This is a genomic window from Pseudomonas sp. FP1742 (assembly GCF_030687145.1).
In the GTDB taxonomy this organism is placed as follows: Bacteria; Pseudomonadota; Gammaproteobacteria; order Pseudomonadales; family Pseudomonadaceae; genus Aquipseudomonas; species Aquipseudomonas frederiksbergensis_D.
This window is the reverse complement of the sequence record NZ_CP117460.1, coordinates 1081614-1099252: the sequence shown is the minus strand read 5'-3', so window position 1 is coordinate 1099252 and position 17639 is coordinate 1081614. Positions and strand designations below refer to the sequence as shown.

Genomic DNA, 17639 nt, shown 5'->3' with positions numbered 1-17639 from the left:
TGCATAAACTTGCGCTTTTATCGGCCGGCGGGCTGGCAGGCCAATGTCTACGGAGTAGGATGCAAGGCGTTGGAGAGAACCGATCATGGCCGCACTGGAAACGTTGCAAGTCTTTCAAGCCCTCAACCGCTCGCCCAATGCTCGCCTGGAGCACAGCGCCGAGCTCGGTGACGGCATGGCTGCGGCCTTGTGGAACAACCACCACGATGCCCAGGATTACGAGGCACCGAGCCATCACACCCTGTCGTGCTACATCGCCGGAGGCACCGGTACCTTTCGCCGCGATCAGCCCGACACCAAGGGTGGCCCGGACAAGCTGTGCATTCTGCCGGCCGACCATCAGTCAGGCTGGGTGATCAACGGCGACATTCGCCTGGCCCACCTGTATTTCAGCCCCGAACAATTTGCCCTCGGCTGTGTCACGCTGCTGGATCGCGAACCGCGTGAATTGCAGTTGCGCGAGCGCACGTTCCTCGAAGATGCCCGGCAGGCCCGGTGTTTTCGGCAGTTGATCGCGCTCAATTGGGACGAACCGGGCGAACGCCTGCTCACCAGCAGCCTGGCCCACGAAATGCTCAGCCATGTGCTGCTCAGCCAGGTCGGCGTGCGTCAGGGCTTGCGCCTCAAGGGTGGATTGGCGGCACATCAGCGACGGCAGTTGGTGGAGTTCATCGACAGTCAGTTGGCCGAAGCGATCAGTCTCGGGCAGTTGGCGGCGTTATGCGCACTCTCGGAGTACCACTTTGCACGAATGTTTCGTGTGAGCTTCGGCTTGCCGCCGCATCAGTATGTGTTGGCGCGGCGATTGAGCCGGGCTCGGGAGTTATTGCGCGCAACATCGCAGCCATTGGGGGAAATTGCGCTGGCGTGCGGTTTTGCCAGTGCCAGTCACTTTACCAATCGGTTTCGCCAGGCTTTGGGTGGGACGCCTGGCGAGTATCGTCAGGCATTTCGTTAGAACCCATTGCGCAATAAACGCGCTCTCTTATTGCGAGACATTATTAAAATCACTAAATACCTGTCAGATTTGACAGTAGCCATATAAATACTGAAAGCGGATCATTTTTAACTCAATCTATGGAGAGATAAAAATGTCCGCAGGCACACTTATTGAATTGGACTCCGAAATTCTGAAAAAAGGCCCCTTCGCATCCGGCACTGTGAAATCAACAATTGAAAGCCGCCCCGACTTTGAAAGCACCCGAGTTATTTTCAGGCGCATTTCAGACAGTGCAATCCAGATCATAGGAATAATGAACGACAGACACTGGGAGTTTATTTTCAAGGACAATCTCACACTCGGGAAATATAATATTGGGGCTCCCGAAATCAACAATTTCATATATGTGCAAACAGTCCAACACGATCCTGATTATGATCACGTTTTTATCGCCGACCCTGGAAGTGGAGGAATAACAGTCATCAAGGTTGACTTTGTTAAGGGAGAGCTCGAGTTTGACTTTAAATGTACCGTAACACGGGAAGGTTTTCCCGGCACCACGACCAAAACAGAGGGCAAAGTCGCTGTTTCGGGCATGCAACAAACCCGTCAGCACCCCGTCCATAAGTAGTGATCGGCGCGCCTGTCACCAAAGGGACAGGGTTCCTCAAGCATTTAAATTCTGGCGATGGGACGTGCCCCCTCACCACAGCAAGCTCCTTTGCCACAGGGGACCGGTGGACACTGAAACAAGAAGGGGCCTGCAACGCAGGCCCCTTTTTTAGTTGGAAAGCAGTGGGAATATAATGCCGCCTTAGACCTCAGCCATTGAGCGCAGCCTGTTCGTTCTCGAGAAACTCTTCTTCCAGCAGCACATCAGCGTGTGCGCCCCTCTCGAACGGCACCACAGCGGCACGTGGTTTGCCGCGTAATTTGCCAAACATATGCTCCAGCGCATGTTCAAGTTTTTCGGCCGCCCCGTCGATCGCCAGTTCCAGGGAGTCAGCTTTATGGGTAACGGAAATTGGTTGGTGGCCTTTTGGCCGCGCTTCCAGCTGGCAGCGCATGTCATGGGGACCAGGCTTGTCGCCGTTCTCGTCCCGCAGATGGACCTCGACGCGGGTCAGGTCCTCCTCATAACGTTCGAGCGTGCTCTCAATGGTAGTACGTACCCACTCCTCCAGTCGTTTACTGCTTTGAATATGGTTATCGCTATTGACTTGGATTTGCATAGTTCTTCCCTTATTTCAGCTAGCTCGCAAGAGGCGCATCGGCTGGCCCTTGGGCGTCATCACCGCAACCTCTTGGTTACACAATCGGTGTGTGCGCGGAACATTTCAACCCCTAAAAAAAGATAAATATTCATACGCAAAAAAAGCCGGACAACGAGCAAAAGCGCTGTTAATGTCGGGAGTTGGGTCGGCCCTGTCTTCAGTCACAAATGGTCACATCCGCCGTTCCCCCCAGCGGATGCAGGTCACGAAAAATCCCCGCCTCTTCCACCAGCCAGTCATGCACCGCGCGTACGCCCGGATGGCTCAGCGCACCCGGCGCGTAGAGCAGTACGTAGCGCTTGTGATTAGGCACCGCCAGGCCAAACGGCACGATCAGCGTGCCCCGTTCCAGCTCATCGTTAAGCAGCGTTCGCCGCGCAATCGCCACGCCCATCCCGGCAATCGCCGCTTCGATGGTCAGGTGATTGCGGTTGAAGGTGTGCCCGCGCCGCACGTCCGCGCCTTCGAAACCGATGGCATTGAGGTAAAACTCCCATTCCGCGTACTCGTAACTGCCCCGCCAGGCGGTGATGTCGTGCAACAACGGAAAGTGCATCAAGTCCGCCGGACCGTGCAGCGGCGGACGCCCTCGCAACAGGCTCGGGGCGCACACCGGGAATATCTGCTCGTCGAGCAAGGTTGTGGATAACAATCCGGGATAGCTGCCGTCGTTCAGATCGATCGCCAGGTCGAAGTCACCTTCGTGCAACGGCACGCTGCTGTCCTCCGCCACCAGGCGCAATTGAATGTCCGGGAAGCGCTGCTGCAAACGCGGTAAACGCGGGGTCAGCCATTTGCTCAGGAACGAGGGAATCGAACGCACCCGCAAAATCCCGCTGATCATTCCCGCATCCAGGCGTCGCAATTCTGCGTCGATGCTGCCGTAAGCCTCGTTGACCGTAATGGCCAGACGCTGGCCTTGGGCGCTCAATTCCACACCACGGGCGCGACGGTGAAACAGGCGAAAACCCAGCCGCTCCTCCAGTAGCCGAATTTGCTGACTGACCGCACCCGGCGTGATGTGCAGTTCTTCGGCGCAACGGGTGAACGACAGGTGCCGCGCAGCACAGGAAAACACGTGCAGCCAGACGTAAGTCTGGGCGTGCAATTGACGACTCATCGTTTAGTCCTGCTAAAGGCTGTCTTAGGAAGTTTCGTTGGTCACGTAGGACCGAGGTAGGCAGTATCGCCGACATTGCGCTTGGCCTACAAAAATGGCGGCGATTTCTCTTCCATTGCTTGTATAGGCTTTAGCATGGCTATCAGTGTTTTCGATCTCTTTAAAGTCGGCATCGGTCCGTCCAGTTCCCACACCGTCGGCCCGATGCGTGCTGCAGCGACCTTTGCCCAAGCATTGATTGACCAGAATTTACTGGCCGCCGTCCGTCGGGTCGAAGTCCAGCTTTACGGTTCGCTTTCAGCCACCGGCGTCGGCCATGCCACCGACCGCGCCTGTGTCATGGGCCTGATGGGCGAATGGCCGGATAGCATCGACCCGACCACCATCGATTCGCGCATCCAGCACCTGCGGGAAACCGGCAAGCTGTCCCTGGCCGGCAAAGCGACCATCGCCTTCAACTGGCAGCACGATCTCCTGCTGCTCGACGAGAGCCTGCCCTACCATCCTAACGCCATGTCCCTGACAGCCTTCGGCGAAACCGGTGAGCTGTTCGAGCAGACGTACTACTCGGTGGGCGGCGGTTTCATCATCGAAGCGGCCGAAGCCGAGTCCGGCATTGCACCGGCCAGCGACGTCGTGCTGCCGTACGATTTTTCCAGCGCCGCCGAATTGCTCAAGCTCTGCAAACAGCACGGTCTGCGGGTGTCCGAATTGATGATGGCCAATGAACTGGCCTGGCGCAGCGAAGCCGAAATCCGTCAGGGCCTGCTGCACATCTGGTCGGTGATGCGCGAGTGCGTCGAGCAGGGCTTGCGTCACGAAGGCATCCTGCCCGGCGGCCTGAATGTTCCGCGCCGCGCGGCGAAATTGCACCGCAGCCTGTTGGAAATCGGCAAACCGAATGTCATCAGCTCCACCCTGTCGGCCATGGAGTGGGTGAACCTGTTCGCCCTCGCCGTGAACGAAGAAAACGCCGCCGGCGGACGGATGGTCACCGCCCCTACAAACGGGGCGGCGGGGATCATTCCGGCCGTGCTGCACTACTACATGAAATTCAACCCGGACGCGTCGGACGATGATGTCGTGGCGTTCTTTTTGGGGGCCGCCGCCGTAGGCATTCTCTGTAAGAAAAACGCCTCGATCTCCGGCGCTGAAGTCGGCTGCCAGGGTGAGGTCGGCTCGGCCTGCGCCATGGCCGCCGCCGGTTTGGCCGACGTGCTCGGCGCCACCCCGGAGCAACTGGAAAACGCCGCCGAAATCGGCCTGGAACACAACCTCGGCCTGACCTGCGACCCGGTCGGCGGTCTGGTGCAAGTGCCGTGCATCGAGCGCAACGCGATTGCCGCGGTGAAAGCGATCAACGCCACGCAAATGGCCCTGCGCGGTGACGGCAAACACTTCATTTCCCTGGACCGGGTGATCCGCACCATGCGCGATACCGGCGCCGATATGCACGACAAATACAAAGAAACTTCACGGGGCGGCCTGGCGGTTAGCTGGGTGGAGTGCTGAGGAGCATTTCCTGACCGTTCGCAACACGTGAGCCCGAGTAAAAATAATAACGAGGCGAAAACAATGACCGATGTACGTACACCTGCTGCCGATAATCCCGCTGTAGACCTCACACGCAATAGCGAAACAACCCACAAAGGCTGGAGTAAACACGACACCACCTGGATGCTTGGCCTCTACGGCACGGCAATTGGCGCCGGCACGCTGTTCCTGCCGATCAACGCCGGCGTGGGTGGTTTCTGGCCGCTGCTGATTCTGGCCGTGCTGGCATTTCCGATGACATTTTTCGCCCACCGCGGCCTGACTCGTTTCGTGTTGTCCGGCCGTTCCGGGGACATCACCGAGGTGGTGGAAGAACACTTCGGCATCGGTGCCGGCAAACTGATCACGCTGCTGTATTTCTTTGCGATCTTCCCGATCCTGCTGGTGTACAGCGTGGCGCTGACCAACACCTTGAGCAGCCTGATGGAGCACCAGTTGCACATGACGCCGCCGCCTCGGGCGATCCTGTCGCTGGGGCTGATCCTCGGCCTGATGACCATCGTCCGTTGTGGTCAGGGCGTCATCGTCAAATGCATGAGCGTGCTGGTCTACCCGTTCGTCGCGGCCTTGCTGCTGCTGGGCATCAGCCTGATCCCGAACTGGAACGGCGCATTCTTCGCCACCGCCAGCGAAGGCATGCCGCTGCCGCTGTTCTTCAAGACCTTGTGGCTGGCGATCCCGGTGATGGTGTTCTCGTTCAACCATTCGCCGATCATTTCCGCCTTCGCCGTCGATCAGAAGCAGCGTTACGGCAAGCAAGCCGAACGCAAAAGCAGCGGCATTCTGGCGATCGCTCACGCCATGATGGTCGTCACGGTGATGTTCTTTTGCTTCAGCTGCGTGCTGGCGTTGTCCCCGTCTGATTTGGCCGCAGCGAAGGCGCAGAACATTTCGATCCTGTCGTACCTGGCCAACCACTTCCAGACACCGGTCATCGCTTACGCCGCGCCGCTGATTGCACTGGTGGCGATCACCAAATCTTTCCTGGGCCATTACATCGGCGCCAGCGAAGGCTTTCAGGGCCTGATCGTGAAAAGCCTGCGCGGTCGTGGTCGAGTCATCTCTGCCCGCTGGCTGAACCGCCTCACTGCGCTGTTCATGATCCTCAGTTGCTGGGCCGTGGCGACTTTCAATCCGAGCATCCTGGGCATGATCGAAACCCTCGGCGGGCCGATCATCGCCTGCCTGTTGTTCCTGATGCCGATGTACGCCATCCGCCGCGTGCCAGCCTTGCGCCAGTACTCGGGCCAGGCCTCGAACGTGTTTGTGGTGTTGGTCGGTCTGATTGCACTGTCTGCGATCATCTATTCATTTATGCCCTGAAACGGGCAGGCAAAAAGAAGGCGGGCCAAGGTGCCCGCCGTTTTTTTGCCGTAAACATTGTCCGACAGTTTTTCCGGCATGCCCCTTGCTATCTCCCTTGTGCGGCACGGAAGAAAGCGCATGAACATGGAAGGCCAGTGGTCTGGTATTGCGAACTAATCCCGATCATGGCCGTCAACAACTGCACGTTCAATCAGGCGGTGACGCATTATGGACAACCCTTTTCAGCTCATTACCGATGCTTTTGCAGCGGATTATCAAATCAACCTGAGCATCCAGGGTCTGGACGGCAGCATCATGCTGACCCTCTCCAACGCTGGCCGTGTGGTGGCCAAACGGATGATCAGCGCCGAACAACGCAATGACCCCAAGCGCCTCAAACGCCTGGTGCAAAGCATTCAATTCGGCATCGCCATCGAACAGGGTCAATGCGCCGTGGCCATCCTCGAAGCCATGACCGACGGCGACAACCGTAAGCTGCCGCCGCCACAGGCCAAAGCCCGGACCCGACCTGAAATCGGGCTTTAAAGCTCGCCCTTCTCCACTTCAGGATGCTCACCGGAACCCGCACCGATCTTGCGCTGCGGGTGTTCGATCTTCACCGAAGGAAATTGCGACGAGGCGTAACGCACCACCAGAATCGAAAACGCCAGCAGCAGGATCCCGCCGCACAGGTAGATGATCCCCAGGTCCGGCGGATTGTGGTGCGAGACGTTGGAGATCAGTAGCCGTGTCAGCGCGGTGATCGCCACGTAGATCAGGAAACGCACCGGCATGTGGTTGGTCTTGAAATAAATCCCGACCATCGCCCCCAGTTCCAGGTAGATGAACAGCAACAGGATGTCATCGATCTTGATGTGCCCCGCCTCGATCATCTGCAAGAATTCCATCACCGCCGCCCATGCGGTGACTGCACCGATGGCGAACAGCGCCAAGTAGTGGAAGGTCTCGACGAACAGGTTGCCCAGGGACTCGGCCAGTTGGTGCACGTTCTGCCGCAGGTTCTCGGCCCAGTTGATTTTCACGATGGTTATTCCTTAGCTCGGTTCGAGCGGATGATGCGGGTTGGACGTGACGGTTGTTCTGCATGCAGAAAAAAGGCCAGAGGCTGTTGGGTGAGATGGCGATGGGCTGCTACTGGACACTTTCGTGGTGTTTTTGCCGGCCTGTTCGCGAGCAAGCCCGCTCCCACAAGGAACAGCGCACATCCTGTGGGAGCGGGCTTGCTCGCGAATAGGGACGACACGGTTAACCTGACAAACCCCGAATCCGGTCTACATTAAAAAGCCACTACCCAAAGCGCAGGGATTCGCTTATCCTTGTCGCTGTATATAGATACAGTAGTCGCAAAGACAACTAAATGTGAAGGCATGTGAGGTGGTGAATGGCCGTCGAAGTGGTATACCGCAGCAGCCGAGATCTGGAGCGCTTGTTCATGGATAAAGCCGAAGCTGACCGTCATGACAAAATGCTCGAACTGGCCGAATTGCTGGCTGAAGTGTTGCAAAAAGCCGTTCCGTCCCTGACCGAACAGCAAGTGGAAGAAGCCGGAATCTACATGGCGAAGAACCGTGACGTGTTCGCCAAGGCGTTCAAGAGCCAGCCGGACGCGCTGTCCGAATTGCTCAACGTGCCGACTGAAGTCGCTAAACCTGTTGTAGTGGCTGCACCTGTTGAAGTGGAGCAAGCTGAGCCGATCAAGCCAGCCAAAGCCGCCAAGACGCCGAAGTAAACAATGCCCGAATTGAATAGGCCCTGAGTCCAATGGCTCAGGGCCTTTTTCATGCCCGCAAAAATCAGGCGTCAGGTTGCTCCAGCGCTTCGACCAACGCCTTGAAGAACCGCGCCGCCTCGCCGCCGGTGACCACGCGGTGGTCGAAGGTCAGGGACAGCGGCAGGATCGGATGCACCACCACCGCCCCCTCGAGCGCCACCGGTTCATCGCGGATCGCCCCGGCGGCGAGGATCGCCACTTGCGGCGGCACCACCACCGGGTTGGCATAGCGACCGAACAAGGTGCCGAAATTCGACAGGGTCAGGGTCGCGCCCATCATCTCCCTGGGCGGAATCGAGCGCGCCTGCACATCGGCGCGCAGGCGCATCACACCCTCTTTCAAATCCGCCGACGTGCGATTGCCGACATCGCGCAGCACCGGCACGAACAAACCGTCCGGTGTATCCACGGCAATGCCCAGGTCGAGCCGATCGTGTTGTTTGAGCGCCAGGGTTTTGCCATCGAAAGCGCTATTGAGCACCGGCTCCACGCCACAGGCGGCCGCCATGGCCTTGGCCAGACGAATCAGCGGCTCCCGTGCCTGCCCCCAACGATGCAGGTCGGCGTCACCGAAAATCGTCACCGGCACCACTTCGGCATGGGACCTGGCCATGTTCAGTGCCATGCTGCGTCGTACACCGCGCAGCTTTTCACCACCGAAGCGTTCACGTTCCGACTGGGCCGCGTTTTCTACATCGCTGCGGGTGATCAAGCCGTCCTGGCCGGAGCCGACCAAGGCGCTCAGCTCAACGCCAAGCTGCCGAGCCAATTGCCGCACCGCCGGTGTGGCACGGTTCGCCAGGTGTTCGCGGGTCGAAGGCGCGGCGCCGATGAAAAAGGCATCCTCCTGATTCGTGCCGCCGCCCTCAAGCCGTCCGACCACAGTGCCGGCATCCGCTTCGCCCTCGTAACCGAGCAGCGGTTCTCCGACGTGCAGAATGTCGCCCTCGCCGCCGAAGGTTTTCGCCACCACGCCATCGTAAGGCGCGGGAATGTCCACCAGCGCTTTGGCGGTTTCCACCGACACCAGCAGTTGATCGGCCTTGACGGAATCGCCGACCTTGACGTGCCAGCGGACGATTTCCGCCTCCTGCAAGCCTTCGCCCAGATCCGGCAGTTTGAAATATTTCATCGCAACCTCCTCGGCCTCTGGTGTCTGTTCAGGGGCTTCTTCAGGCGTGGCGCAGCACGGTGTCGCAGGCGTGCAGAATGTCTTCGACGCCGGGCATGTACAGCGATTCCAGTCGATACAGTGGCGGCGGGATGTCCGGCGCGGTGACTCGCTGGATCGGTGCCTGCAACTCCAGCAACACCCGTTCGTAGAGACTGGCGGCGATTTCCGCGCCGACCCCGCAGGAGCGCGGCGCCTCATGCACGATCACGCAGCGACCGGTCTTGCGCACCGAGGCCTCCATCGTGTCCAGGTCCAACGGTTTGATGCTGGCGACATCGATCACTTCCGCCGAGATGCCCTGTTCAGCCAATGCCGTGGCGGCTTGCAGGGTTTCCATCACACTGGCGCCCCAACTGATCAAGGTAATATCGCTGCCTTCACGCAGGGTGAAACAGCTGTCCAGCGGCAGGCGTTTACCGTCGTCCAACAACGGTTGAGGGTTCATGCGATAGAGTCGGGTCGGTTCGAGAAAGATCACCGGGTCCGGGTCGTCGATGGCCGCGAGCAACAAACCATAGGCCCGGGCTGGCGAGGACGGGATCACCACCCGCAACCCCGGAATGTGCGCGAACAGTGCTTCGGTGCTTTCGCTGTGATGTTCCGGGGCGCGAATCCCTGCGCCCATTGGCGAGCGCAGCACCATCGGGCAAGTGAGCCGCCCGCGCGTGCGGTTGCGCATGCGGCTGGCGTGGGACACCAGGTGTTCCATGGTGGCGTAGATAAACCCCATGAACTGGATTTCCACCACCGGTTTCAGGCCTTGGGCCGCCATGCCCACTGCCAGCCCGCTGATCATGGTTTCGGCCAGCGGCGAATCGATGACCCGCTTGAAACCAAAGCTGTCGCGCAGGCCCAGCGTGGCGCGAAACACGCCACCGTTCACCCCGACGTCTTCACCCAGGACGATAACGTTCTCGTCTTCGCGCATGGCTCGATGCAACGCCAGATTCACCGCCTCCAGCAGCGTCACCTTACCGTTACTCATGGCTCGAACCTCCCGTCCGGCGGGCCACCCGTTCGAGGAACTCTTCGCGCTGTTCGGCCAGAGCCTGCGGCCACTGCGCGTAAACATGATCGATCACCGATTCCGGCGCCTGCAGACCCGCCGCGTCGAAGTTATCCACAGCACTTTGCACCAGGGCCTGGCATTCGCCGATCAGCGCCTGTTCGCGGCCTTCGTCCCATACGCCTTGCCCGGCCATGAACCGTTGCAAGCGTTTGATCGGCTCTTCGAGCCAGGCCTGCTTGACCTCGTCCGCCGAGCGGTAGCGCGTGGCATCGTCGGCTGTGGTGTGATCGCCGAGGCGATAGCTCAGGCATTCGAGCAACACCGGGCCTTTACCATGACGCGCCCGTTCGAGAGCCACTTGCACGCGGTCGTACATGGCGAGTATGTCGTTGCCGTCGACCTGCTCGCCGTGGAACCCCGCGCCAATGGCTTTCTGCGCCAACGTCGGGGCGCCACACTGAATTCGCCGCGGTACCGAGATCGCCCATTGGTTGTTGTTGACGATGAACACCACCGGCAACTGCCAGGCGCCAGCGACATTGAGGGCCTCAAGGAAGTCCCCTTTGCTGGTGCCACCATCGCCGCAGGTGGTGACGGCAACCCGATGCTCACCACGGATTTTGAATGCGCTGGCGACGCCACAGGCATGCAGGGCCTGGGTGGCAATCGGCACACAGATCGGAAAATCCTGGGCGACCGCCGGGTCGGCAAAGTCGCTGCCACGCTCATCGCCCCCCCAATACAGCAGGATTTCTTCCATGCGCACACCGCGCATCAACTGCACAGCGGTGTCGCGGTAATAGGGGATCAGCACATCTTCGGCATGCATCAGGCTGCCGACCGCCACGCCAATGGCTTCCTGGCCCAGGGTCGGCGCGTAGGTGCCGATGCGCCCGGTGCGTTGCAGGGCGACCGCTTTCTGGTCGAAAAGGCGGGTCAGGACCATCTGCCGATACAGGCGCGTCAGCAGATTGAAATCGTCGGCCCAGGCGGGAAGATCGCCAAGCAACTGGCCATCGGGGGACAAAAAACGGGTGTACGGCAGCTCAACCTTGTGAAGCATCACAGGGCTCCTGGCACGCGGGGTCGGCGTGCAATGGTCAGGCCCGACACTTGTGGCGCAGGGCTTGGGGAGCAAGTTGGCCGGATAGGCGCTCACTCCCTTATCGATTCAAACTTTTCACTCGTCTTGCATCACCGGTACAGCACTTTCTCCGCCAACTCATCCGCCACCCGGGCCGGGGAACGTTTTTCCGCCTGGGCATGGGCGAAGACTTCGGTCAGTCGTGAACTGATTTTCGACAGGTGCGCGGTGATGGTCGTCAGTTCTTCCCCACGGTGCTTGAGCGACACGTAGATCAGCCCACCGGCATTGATCACGTAATCGGGCGCATACAAAATGCCTCGGCGTTCCAGCTGATCGGCGATTTCCAGATGGATCAACTGATTGTTGGCCGAACCTGCGACCGCCGCGCAGCGCAATTGCGACACACTATTGCTGTTGAGCACACCACCCAGACCGCAGGGCGCGAGTATGTCGCACGGCGTGCTGAGCAGCGCATCGTTGGCAATTGGATGAGCGCCCAACTGCTCCATGGCCAGTTGCACTTTGCCCTGATCGATGTCGCTGACCAGCAGCTCGGCACCGGCAGCGTGCAACTGTTCGGCCAAGGCATAACCGACATTGCCCAGGCCTTGAATGGCGATGCGCAGTCCTTCGAGATTATCGCTACCCAAGCGGGCCATCGCGGTGCTGCGGATGCCGGCAAACACGCCCATGGCCGCGTGGGGTGCAGGGTCGCCCGCAGCGGTGGTACTGGTGACGAATTGCGTCTGTTGGGCAATGCAGTCCATGTCCGCCACCGAGGTGCCGGCGTCGATGGCGGTGATGTAGCGACCGTCGAGCTGATTGATCCAGCGCCCGAACGCTTCGAACAGCGCGGCGCGGTTTTCCACATGGGCCGGGCGAATAATCACCGCGACGCCACCGCCCTGGGCCAGGCCGGCCAATGCCGCCTTGTAACTCATGCCTTGGGCGAGGCGCGCAGCATCCTCGATTGCGGATTCATCGCTGGGGTAGGCAAGGTAACGACACCCGCCCAGGGCAGGTCCCAGGCGGCTGTTATGGATGGCAATCACCGCCTTCAACCCGGTGACCGGATCAACGCTCAGGTGCAGCGATTCAAGGCGAGTGCTTTGCATGAGAGCGAACATCGTAAGGCTCCCGAATCACTTCTTGTAGTCGCCAGTATAGGCTTGCGCACAAAAATTGCAGAAGCGCGCCGGAATAAGCGAGACCGCTTTAGAGGCTTTCGGACATAACCTGCCATGACATGTGTACAGCACTGGACGAAAACGTGCGACGGGGCTAAAACGAGGCATTCCCCGGAGATTTTGATGACCCCGCGCCAACGCTTTTTCGACTGTCTGCAACGATCACCGCCCGCGCTGTTCGAGGCGGCGCTGTGGATTGCGGCCGAACACGATAAAGAGCTCAATCCCGAGACCGTGCTGGCGGACTTCAAGGACCTGCAACAGCGAGTCAGCTACGGGTTGCCGATGCTGCCGGTGAGTGAATTGGCGCAACCGTTGTTGCGGCGGATGAATGACCTGGGGTTTGCCCAGGACGACTTCACGCCCTTGCGCCCGCAAGTGGCGTTGCTCCATAAAGTACTGGAACGCCGAAGAGGCCAGCCGCTGGCGCTGGGCCTGATTGCACTGGAGCTGGCCAGAAGACTGGAAATTCCTCTGGTTGGGGTCAACTTCCCCGGGCATTTCCTGCTGCGGGTGCAAGGCGCCGATCACCTACTCGACCCATGCGGCGGGCGCCGGCTGTACCCCAACGATTGCCGTGAACTGCTGCAACGCCAATACGGCCCGAACATGCAACTCAACGCCGAGCATTTGCAGACCGCCGAACCTGCGCAGATGCTGCAACGGCTGTCACGCAACCTGCGCCAGTTGCACCTCACCAACGATGACTACATCGACGCCCTGGTCGACGCCGAACGCGTGCTGGAACTGGGCAACGCCAGCGCCTCCGATTACCTGGCCCGGGCCAGCCTCTATCAACGGCTGGACTGCCCGAATGCCGAACGCTTTGACCTGGAACACGCGCTGCTGCTCTGTGACGACCCGATTCAGCAGATTCGCCTGACCGAGCGGCTGGGGCACCTTCCGCCCAACGCCATCATCCATTGATCGCCCCCACATTGGGTCGATGAGAAGCCATTAAGGGGTGTCTGGCTGGTTCGCCGGATGGGCCAGGAAGAAGGCTGGATGTGTCGCCGCAAGCGCCGCCACTCGCCGAATACGCGGGTAGGCCTCAAGGGAAATATTGAAGCGCTCGGCCGCATACAACTGCGGGATCAAATAGACGTCCGCCAGCCCCGGTTGCTCGCCAAAGCAGTAACCGCTATCACCGATCAACTGCTCCACCGTCGCCAACCCTTGGCTGATCCAGTGACCGATCCACTCCACCACCTGCGGCTCATCGTGCCCCAACTCCCGCAGTTTATTCAGCACACTGACGTTGTGCAGCGGATGAACGTCGCAGCCGATCACCGCCGCCACGCCACGCTCATGGGCGCGGGCGGCGAGGTCTTTGGACAGCAGCGGCACCTGTGGATAACGTTCCTCCAGGTACTCGATGATCGCCGGAGACTGAATCAGCAATTCGCCTTCGTCGGTGCGCAAGGCCGGCACCCGGCCTTGCGGGTTGATGCCCAGGTACGCCGGCTGCCGATGTTCGCCACCTTGCGGCGCGATCAGGTTGATCGGCAGCGCCTGGTAATCCAGCCCCTTCAACGCCAGTGCAATGCGCACCCGGAAAGACGAGGTCGAACGGTAGTAGGTATAGAGTTCCATGACCCGATCCTCTTAACGCGCCGGCAGCACTTTGCCACGGCATTCGCCGAAACCGATGGAAGCAAAACCCTCACGACTGCAACGTCCCCGCAGGATGATTTCGTCGCCATCCTCGAGGAATTTACGCACCTCGCCCGAGGCCAGTTCGATCGGCTTCTTACCGCCCTCGGTGATTTCCAGCAGGCTGCCGAACTGGCCGCTTTCAGGCCCGGACAGCGTGCCCGAACCGAACAGATCGCCGGCCTGCAATTGGCAACCGTTGACGCTGTGGTGCGCCACCATCTGCGCAACAGTCCAGTACATGTGTTTTGTGTTGCTGAGGGTCAGGCGATGGGCCGGCAGATTTTGTTCGCGCATCGACTCGGTCAACAGCAGCACTTCGAGTTCGATGTCGAAGGCACCGGTCGCCTGATCACGTTTGTCGAACAGGTAAGGTAGCGGCTGCGGGTCGCCTTCCGGGCGCGCCGGCTGCGCACGACGGAACGGCTCCAGCGCTTCGGCCGTCACCACCCACGGCGAAATGCTGGTGATGAAACTCTTGGACAGGAACGGCCCCAGCGGCTGGTACTCCCAGGCCTGGATGTCGCGCGCCGACCAATCGTTGAGCAGGCAGAAACCGGCGATGTGATCGGAGGCGTCACCGATGGCGATCGAGTCACCCATGGCATTGCCCGGACCGATCCAGATACCCAGTTCCAGTTCGTAATCCAGGCGTGCGCACGGGCCAAACGTCGGCTCGGTCTGGCCGGCCGGCAGGGTCTGGCCTTTCGGCCGCCGCACGTCGGTGCCGGACGGGCGAATGGTCGAGGCGCGGCCGTGATAACCAATCGGCACATACTTGTAATTCGGCAGCAACGGGTTATCCGGGCGGAACAGTTTGCCGACATTCTGCGCGTGCTCGATGCCGACGTAGAAGTCGGTGTAGTCGTTGATCTTCGCCGGCAGGTGCATCTGGCAATCCGCCGCCAGCGGCAGCAGTTTTGCGCCTTGGGCTTCGATCTTGTCGTGCAGGGTGCTGCCTTCCTTGAACAGCTCGATCAAGCGTTCACGCAGGGCGACGCGCGCCTCGCGACCCAGCTCAAAAAATGCATTCAACTGGCCGCCACGGGTGGCTTCGACGGCGGCGCGCGCGGCGCCATCGAACAGCCCGGCATCGAGTGCCGCTTCCAGATCAAAGATATGGTCGCCGATCGCCACGCCACTGCGCGGCGCACCGCCCTTCACGCTGAACACGCCCAAAGGCAGGTTTTGCAACGGGAAATCCGCGTGACCGTTGGCGGAGGCAACCCAGCTACGAGTGATGGAAGTCTGAGTCATGGGTTATCTCCGGGTCGGGTCGAAAGTGGCGGGCAGCGTGGCCCAGCAGGCGTCGTAATCGGTTTGCAGTTGCGGGCAATCCAGGGCGAACCGGCTCGGGCGCAGCACCTGGCTGGTCTCGAACATGAAAGCCATGGTGTTGTCGATTTTAGCCGGCGCCAGTTCAGCGTTGATCGCCTTGGTGCAGGTCTCGCCATCGGGGCCGTGGGCGCTCATGCAGCTGTGCAACGAGGCGCCGCCGGGCACGAAACCTTCGGCCTTGGCGTCGTACTCGCCCTTGATCAGGCCCATGTATTCGTTCATCAGGTTGCGGTGGAACCACGGCGGACGGAAGGTTTTCTCCGCCACCATCCAGCGTGGCGGGAAGATCACGAAATCGAGGTTGGCCAGACCGTGCACGCTGGTCGGCGAAGTCAGGACGGTGAAAATCGACGGATCCGGGTGATCGAAACTCACCGTGCCAATGGTGTTGAAACGGCGCAGGTCATATTTGTACGGCACGTTATTACCGTGCCAGGCGACCACGTTCAGCGGTGAATGATCGAGCTCGCAGCCCCACAACTGGCCGAGGAATTTCTGCACCAGGGTGGTCGGTTGCTTGAGGTTTTCGTAATGCGCCACCGGGGTCAGAAAGTCCCGGGGGTTGGCCAGGCCGTTGCTGCCGATCGGCCCCAGGTCCGGCAGGCGCAATGGCGCGCCGTGGTTTTCGGCCACGTAGCCGCGGGCTTGCGGGTCGAGCAGTTCAACGCGGAATTTCAGCCCGCGAGGCAGCACGGCGATTTCCAGCGGTTCCAGCTCCAGCACGCCCAGTTCAGTGGCGATGCGCAGGCGGCCCAGTTCCGGTACCAGCAGCAGTTCGCCGTCGGCGTTGAAGAACACCCGCTCCATGGAACGGTTGGCGCGGTAGTTATAGATGCTGATCCCGGCCGGTTTATCCGCGCCCGAATTGGCGGCCATGCTCACCAGCCCGTCGATGAAATCGGTGGGTTCGGTCGGAATATCCAAGGGGTTCCAGCGCAGGCGGTTGGGGGTGACTTCACCCAACGGGCCACCGGCCAGTTGCCGATCCAGTTTGACGAATGCCGGGTGATTGGCCGACGGCTGAATGCGGTACATCCAGGTGCGGCGTGCTTCGCTGCGGGACATGGTGAACGCAGTGCCGGAGAACAACTCGGTGTACAGGCCGTAAGGAGCTTTTTGCGGGGAGTTCTGGCCGACGGGCAGTGCGCCGGGCAACGCTTCGCTGCTGAATTCGTTGCCAAAGCCTGACTGATAAGCCAGCGCTGGCGCCGTTGAATCGAGGTTCATGGAGCCTCCTGAACGGGAAGTTATTTTTATCGTAATTCAATTACGCATAACGTAATTTGATTGGTATTGACCGTCAAGCTATAAAGACGCCCATTCGTCCCGGGATCAGACCGCCTTCATGGAAACGCCGCGCAATAACGATAAACAGAAAGTCCGCTCGGCCGAGGTCGGTACTGACATCCTCAAGGCACTGGCCGAGCTATCGCCCTCGACCTCGCTGTCGCGTCTGGCCGAACACGTTCAGATGCCGGCGAGCAAGGTTCACCGTTATCTACAGGCGTTGATCGCCAGCGGTTTTGCCGAACAGAACCCCGCCACCAACCACTACGGCCTGGGCCGTGAAGCGTTGCGCGTGGGCCTGGCAGCTCTGAACAGTATGGACGTGCTGAAAGTTGCCGCCCTGCCCCTGGCCGAGTTGCGTGATGATTTGAATGAAACCTGTTTTTTGGCGGTGTGGGGTAATCGGGGCGCGACGGTCGTGCACATCGAACCGGCAGTGCGGGCGGTGACGGTGGTCACGCAATTGGGCTCGGTATTGCCGTTACTCAGTTCATCCACTGGCCTGGTATTTGGCGCTTACCTGCCAAAGCGGGAAACCGTGGACTTGCGCGATCAGGAACTTCACAACGCCACTGACCACATCTTGGCGGACGATCAGACCTATGCGGCCTTATGCGAACAGATCCGCGAACGCGGCCTGCATCATGTGCATGGGTTGCTGATGCCGGGAGTGGATGCGTTGTCGGCACCGGTATTCAACGCAGTAGGGAATGTAGCGGCAGTCATGACCATCGTCGGTCCGACCTCACTGTTCCACGCTGACGAAAACGGCCCGGCGGCACAGCGATTGCTGGCAGCGACGCGGGCCGTGAGTTGGCGGATGGGGTATCAACCACCTGCCCTGGCTGATTGATTGTCAGACACTGAGCGCAATACTTACCCCAGGATCGTGTGCTCGCTGGAATCCGGTTCCGCGAGC

Annotated in this window: 17 protein-coding genes and 1 pseudogene; 8 read left to right on the top strand and 10 right to left on the bottom strand. The window is 60.1% G+C overall.

Annotated elements, in window-relative coordinates; all coding sequences use genetic code 11:
- The first annotated feature begins 85 nt into the window (after positions 1–85).
- Positions 86–958, top strand: a complete 873-nt coding sequence (locus tag PSH64_RS04775) for an AraC family transcriptional regulator (RefSeq protein WP_305480122.1) — start codon at positions 86–88, stop codon at positions 956–958.
- Positions 959–1091: 133 nt separating this feature from the next.
- Positions 1092–1571: a hypothetical protein gene (locus tag PSH64_RS04770; RefSeq protein WP_105340132.1), complete on the top strand. Its 480-nt coding sequence runs from the start codon at positions 1092–1094 to the stop codon at positions 1569–1571.
- A gap of 190 nt (positions 1572–1761) precedes the next feature.
- On the opposite strand, the gene PSH64_RS04765 is transcribed toward PSH64_RS04770, so the two are convergent.
- Entirely contained in the window at positions 1762–2172 is a 411-nt protein-coding gene (locus tag PSH64_RS04765) for an HPF/RaiA family ribosome-associated protein (protein ID WP_305480121.1), read from the bottom strand.
- Between the two features lie 199 nt (positions 2173–2371).
- The gene (locus tag PSH64_RS04760; RefSeq protein WP_105340130.1) at positions 2372–3334 is read right to left on the bottom strand and encodes a LysR substrate-binding domain-containing protein; all 963 of its coding nucleotides are present in this window, start codon (positions 3332–3334) and stop codon (positions 2372–2374) included.
- A 135-nt stretch (positions 3335–3469) separates the two neighbouring features.
- Between PSH64_RS04760 and PSH64_RS04755 the strand changes: the two genes are divergently transcribed.
- The 3 genes from PSH64_RS04755 to PSH64_RS04745 all read left to right on the top strand — a co-directional run bounded on the left by PSH64_RS04755 (position 3470) and on the right by PSH64_RS04745 (position 6739).
- Complete coding sequence (locus PSH64_RS04755; RefSeq protein ID WP_105340129.1) at positions 3470–4846, top strand: L-serine ammonia-lyase; 1377 nt, start codon at positions 3470–3472, stop codon at positions 4844–4846.
- A gap of 63 nt (positions 4847–4909) precedes the next feature.
- Complete coding sequence (locus PSH64_RS04750) at positions 4910–6211, top strand: serine/threonine transporter (RefSeq protein ID WP_105340128.1); 1302 nt, start codon at positions 4910–4912, stop codon at positions 6209–6211.
- Between the two features lie 210 nt (positions 6212–6421).
- Positions 6422–6739 carry a DUF3509 domain-containing protein gene (locus PSH64_RS04745; RefSeq protein ID WP_105340127.1) on the top strand — a complete coding sequence of 106 codons (318 nt, stop codon included), beginning with the start codon at positions 6422–6424 and terminating at the stop codon, positions 6737–6739.
- Here PSH64_RS04745 and PSH64_RS04740 read toward each other — a convergent pair.
- Positions 6736–7236: a phosphate-starvation-inducible protein PsiE gene (locus tag PSH64_RS04740; protein WP_105340126.1), complete on the bottom strand. Its 501-nt coding sequence runs from the start codon at positions 7234–7236 to the stop codon at positions 6736–6738. The genes PSH64_RS04745 and PSH64_RS04740 overlap by 4 nt on opposite strands.
- A 359-nt stretch (positions 7237–7595) precedes the next feature.
- On the opposite strand from PSH64_RS04740, the pseudogene PSH64_RS04735 reads away from it, so the two are divergent.
- A pseudogene (locus PSH64_RS04735) lies at positions 7596–7835 on the top strand (YebG family protein); the annotation flags it as partial.
- A gap of 172 nt (positions 7836–8007) precedes the next feature.
- Here PSH64_RS04735 and PSH64_RS04730 read toward each other — a convergent pair.
- The 4 genes from PSH64_RS04730 to PSH64_RS04715 all read right to left on the bottom strand — a co-directional run bounded on the left by PSH64_RS04730 (position 8008) and on the right by PSH64_RS04715 (position 12382).
- Positions 8008–9117, bottom strand: coding sequence for a dihydrolipoamide acetyltransferase family protein (locus tag PSH64_RS04730; protein WP_305480120.1), 1110 nt, complete (start codon positions 9115–9117; stop codon positions 8008–8010).
- 40 nt (positions 9118–9157) lie between these two features.
- A complete protein-coding gene (locus PSH64_RS04725) occupies positions 9158–10144 on the bottom strand; it encodes an alpha-ketoacid dehydrogenase subunit beta (RefSeq protein WP_105340124.1) in 987 nt (328 codons plus the stop codon).
- On the bottom strand, positions 10137–11231 hold the full coding sequence (gene pdhA / locus PSH64_RS04720) for a pyruvate dehydrogenase (acetyl-transferring) E1 component subunit alpha (protein ID WP_305480119.1): 1095 nt from the start codon (positions 11229–11231) through the stop codon (positions 10137–10139). The genes PSH64_RS04725 and pdhA overlap by 8 nt, the downstream gene beginning before the upstream one ends.
- Before the next feature lie 131 nt (positions 11232–11362).
- Positions 11363–12382 (bottom strand): Glu/Leu/Phe/Val dehydrogenase dimerization domain-containing protein, encoded by a 1020-nt coding sequence (locus PSH64_RS04715; RefSeq protein ID WP_305480118.1) that lies wholly within the window; start codon positions 12380–12382, stop codon positions 11363–11365.
- A 183-nt stretch (positions 12383–12565) separates the two neighbouring features.
- Here PSH64_RS04715 and PSH64_RS04710 point away from each other — a divergent pair, with 183 nt between their 5' ends.
- Positions 12566–13369 (top strand): SirB1 family protein, encoded by an 804-nt coding sequence (locus PSH64_RS04710; protein ID WP_105340121.1) that lies wholly within the window; start codon positions 12566–12568, stop codon positions 13367–13369.
- A 30-nt stretch (positions 13370–13399) separates the two neighbouring features.
- Here the strand turns inward: PSH64_RS04710 and maiA are convergent, their stop codons facing one another.
- From maiA to hmgA, 3 genes are read right to left on the bottom strand one after another with little or no spacing between them, the layout of a single operon-like run.
- The gene (maiA, locus tag PSH64_RS04705; RefSeq protein ID WP_305410121.1) at positions 13400–14035 is read right to left on the bottom strand and encodes a maleylacetoacetate isomerase; all 636 of its coding nucleotides are present in this window, start codon (positions 14033–14035) and stop codon (positions 13400–13402) included.
- A 12-nt stretch (positions 14036–14047) separates the two neighbouring features.
- Positions 14048–15352, bottom strand: coding sequence for a fumarylacetoacetase (gene fahA / locus PSH64_RS04700; RefSeq protein ID WP_305480117.1), 1305 nt, complete (start codon positions 15350–15352; stop codon positions 14048–14050).
- A gap of 3 nt (positions 15353–15355) precedes the next feature.
- The gene (gene hmgA / locus PSH64_RS04695) at positions 15356–16660 is read right to left on the bottom strand and encodes a homogentisate 1,2-dioxygenase (RefSeq protein ID WP_105340118.1); all 1305 of its coding nucleotides are present in this window, start codon (positions 16658–16660) and stop codon (positions 15356–15358) included.
- A 118-nt stretch (positions 16661–16778) separates the two neighbouring features.
- Between hmgA and PSH64_RS04690 the strand changes: the two genes are divergently transcribed.
- Entirely contained in the window at positions 16779–17573 is a 795-nt protein-coding gene (locus tag PSH64_RS04690) for an IclR family transcriptional regulator (RefSeq protein WP_305480115.1), read from the top strand.
- Positions 17574–17639: the final 66 nt, after the last annotated feature.

What these genes read in the sequence shown, in the direction of transcription:
- PSH64_RS04775 (WP_305480122.1), top strand. Translation starts at nt 86, where the DNA reads ATGGCCGCACTGGAAACGTTGCAAGTCTTTCAAGCCCTCAACCGCTCG.
- PSH64_RS04770 (WP_105340132.1), top strand. Translation starts at nt 1,092, where the DNA reads ATGTCCGCAGGCACACTTATTGAATTGGACTCCGAAATTCTGAAAAAA.
- PSH64_RS04765 (WP_305480121.1), bottom strand. Translation starts at nt 2,172, where the DNA reads ATGCAAATCCAAGTCAATAGCGATAACCATATTCAAAGCAGTAAACGA.
- PSH64_RS04760 (WP_105340130.1), bottom strand. Translation starts at nt 3,334, where the DNA reads ATGAGTCGTCAATTGCACGCCCAGACTTACGTCTGGCTGCACGTGTTT.
- PSH64_RS04755 (WP_105340129.1), top strand. Translation starts at nt 3,470, where the DNA reads ATGGCTATCAGTGTTTTCGATCTCTTTAAAGTCGGCATCGGTCCGTCC.
- PSH64_RS04750 (WP_105340128.1), top strand. Translation starts at nt 4,910, where the DNA reads ATGACCGATGTACGTACACCTGCTGCCGATAATCCCGCTGTAGACCTC.
- PSH64_RS04745 (WP_105340127.1), top strand. Translation starts at nt 6,422, where the DNA reads ATGGACAACCCTTTTCAGCTCATTACCGATGCTTTTGCAGCGGATTAT.
- PSH64_RS04730 (WP_305480120.1), bottom strand. Translation starts at nt 9,117, where the DNA reads ATGAAATATTTCAAACTGCCGGATCTGGGCGAAGGCTTGCAGGAGGCG.
- PSH64_RS04725 (WP_105340124.1), bottom strand. Translation starts at nt 10,144, where the DNA reads ATGAGTAACGGTAAGGTGACGCTGCTGGAGGCGGTGAATCTGGCGTTG.
- pdhA (WP_305480119.1), bottom strand. Translation starts at nt 11,231, where the DNA reads ATGCTTCACAAGGTTGAGCTGCCGTACACCCGTTTTTTGTCCCCCGAT.
- PSH64_RS04715 (WP_305480118.1), bottom strand. Translation starts at nt 12,382, where the DNA reads ATGTTCGCTCTCATGCAAAGCACTCGCCTTGAATCGCTGCACCTGAGC.
- PSH64_RS04710 (WP_105340121.1), top strand. Translation starts at nt 12,566, where the DNA reads ATGACCCCGCGCCAACGCTTTTTCGACTGTCTGCAACGATCACCGCCC.
- maiA (WP_305410121.1), bottom strand. Translation starts at nt 14,035, where the DNA reads ATGGAACTCTATACCTACTACCGTTCGACCTCGTCTTTCCGGGTGCGC.
- fahA (WP_305480117.1), bottom strand. Translation starts at nt 15,352, where the DNA reads ATGACTCAGACTTCCATCACTCGTAGCTGGGTTGCCTCCGCCAACGGT.
- hmgA (WP_105340118.1), bottom strand. Translation starts at nt 16,660, where the DNA reads ATGAACCTCGATTCAACGGCGCCAGCGCTGGCTTATCAGTCAGGCTTT.
- PSH64_RS04690 (WP_305480115.1), top strand. Translation starts at nt 16,779, where the DNA reads ATGGAAACGCCGCGCAATAACGATAAACAGAAAGTCCGCTCGGCCGAG.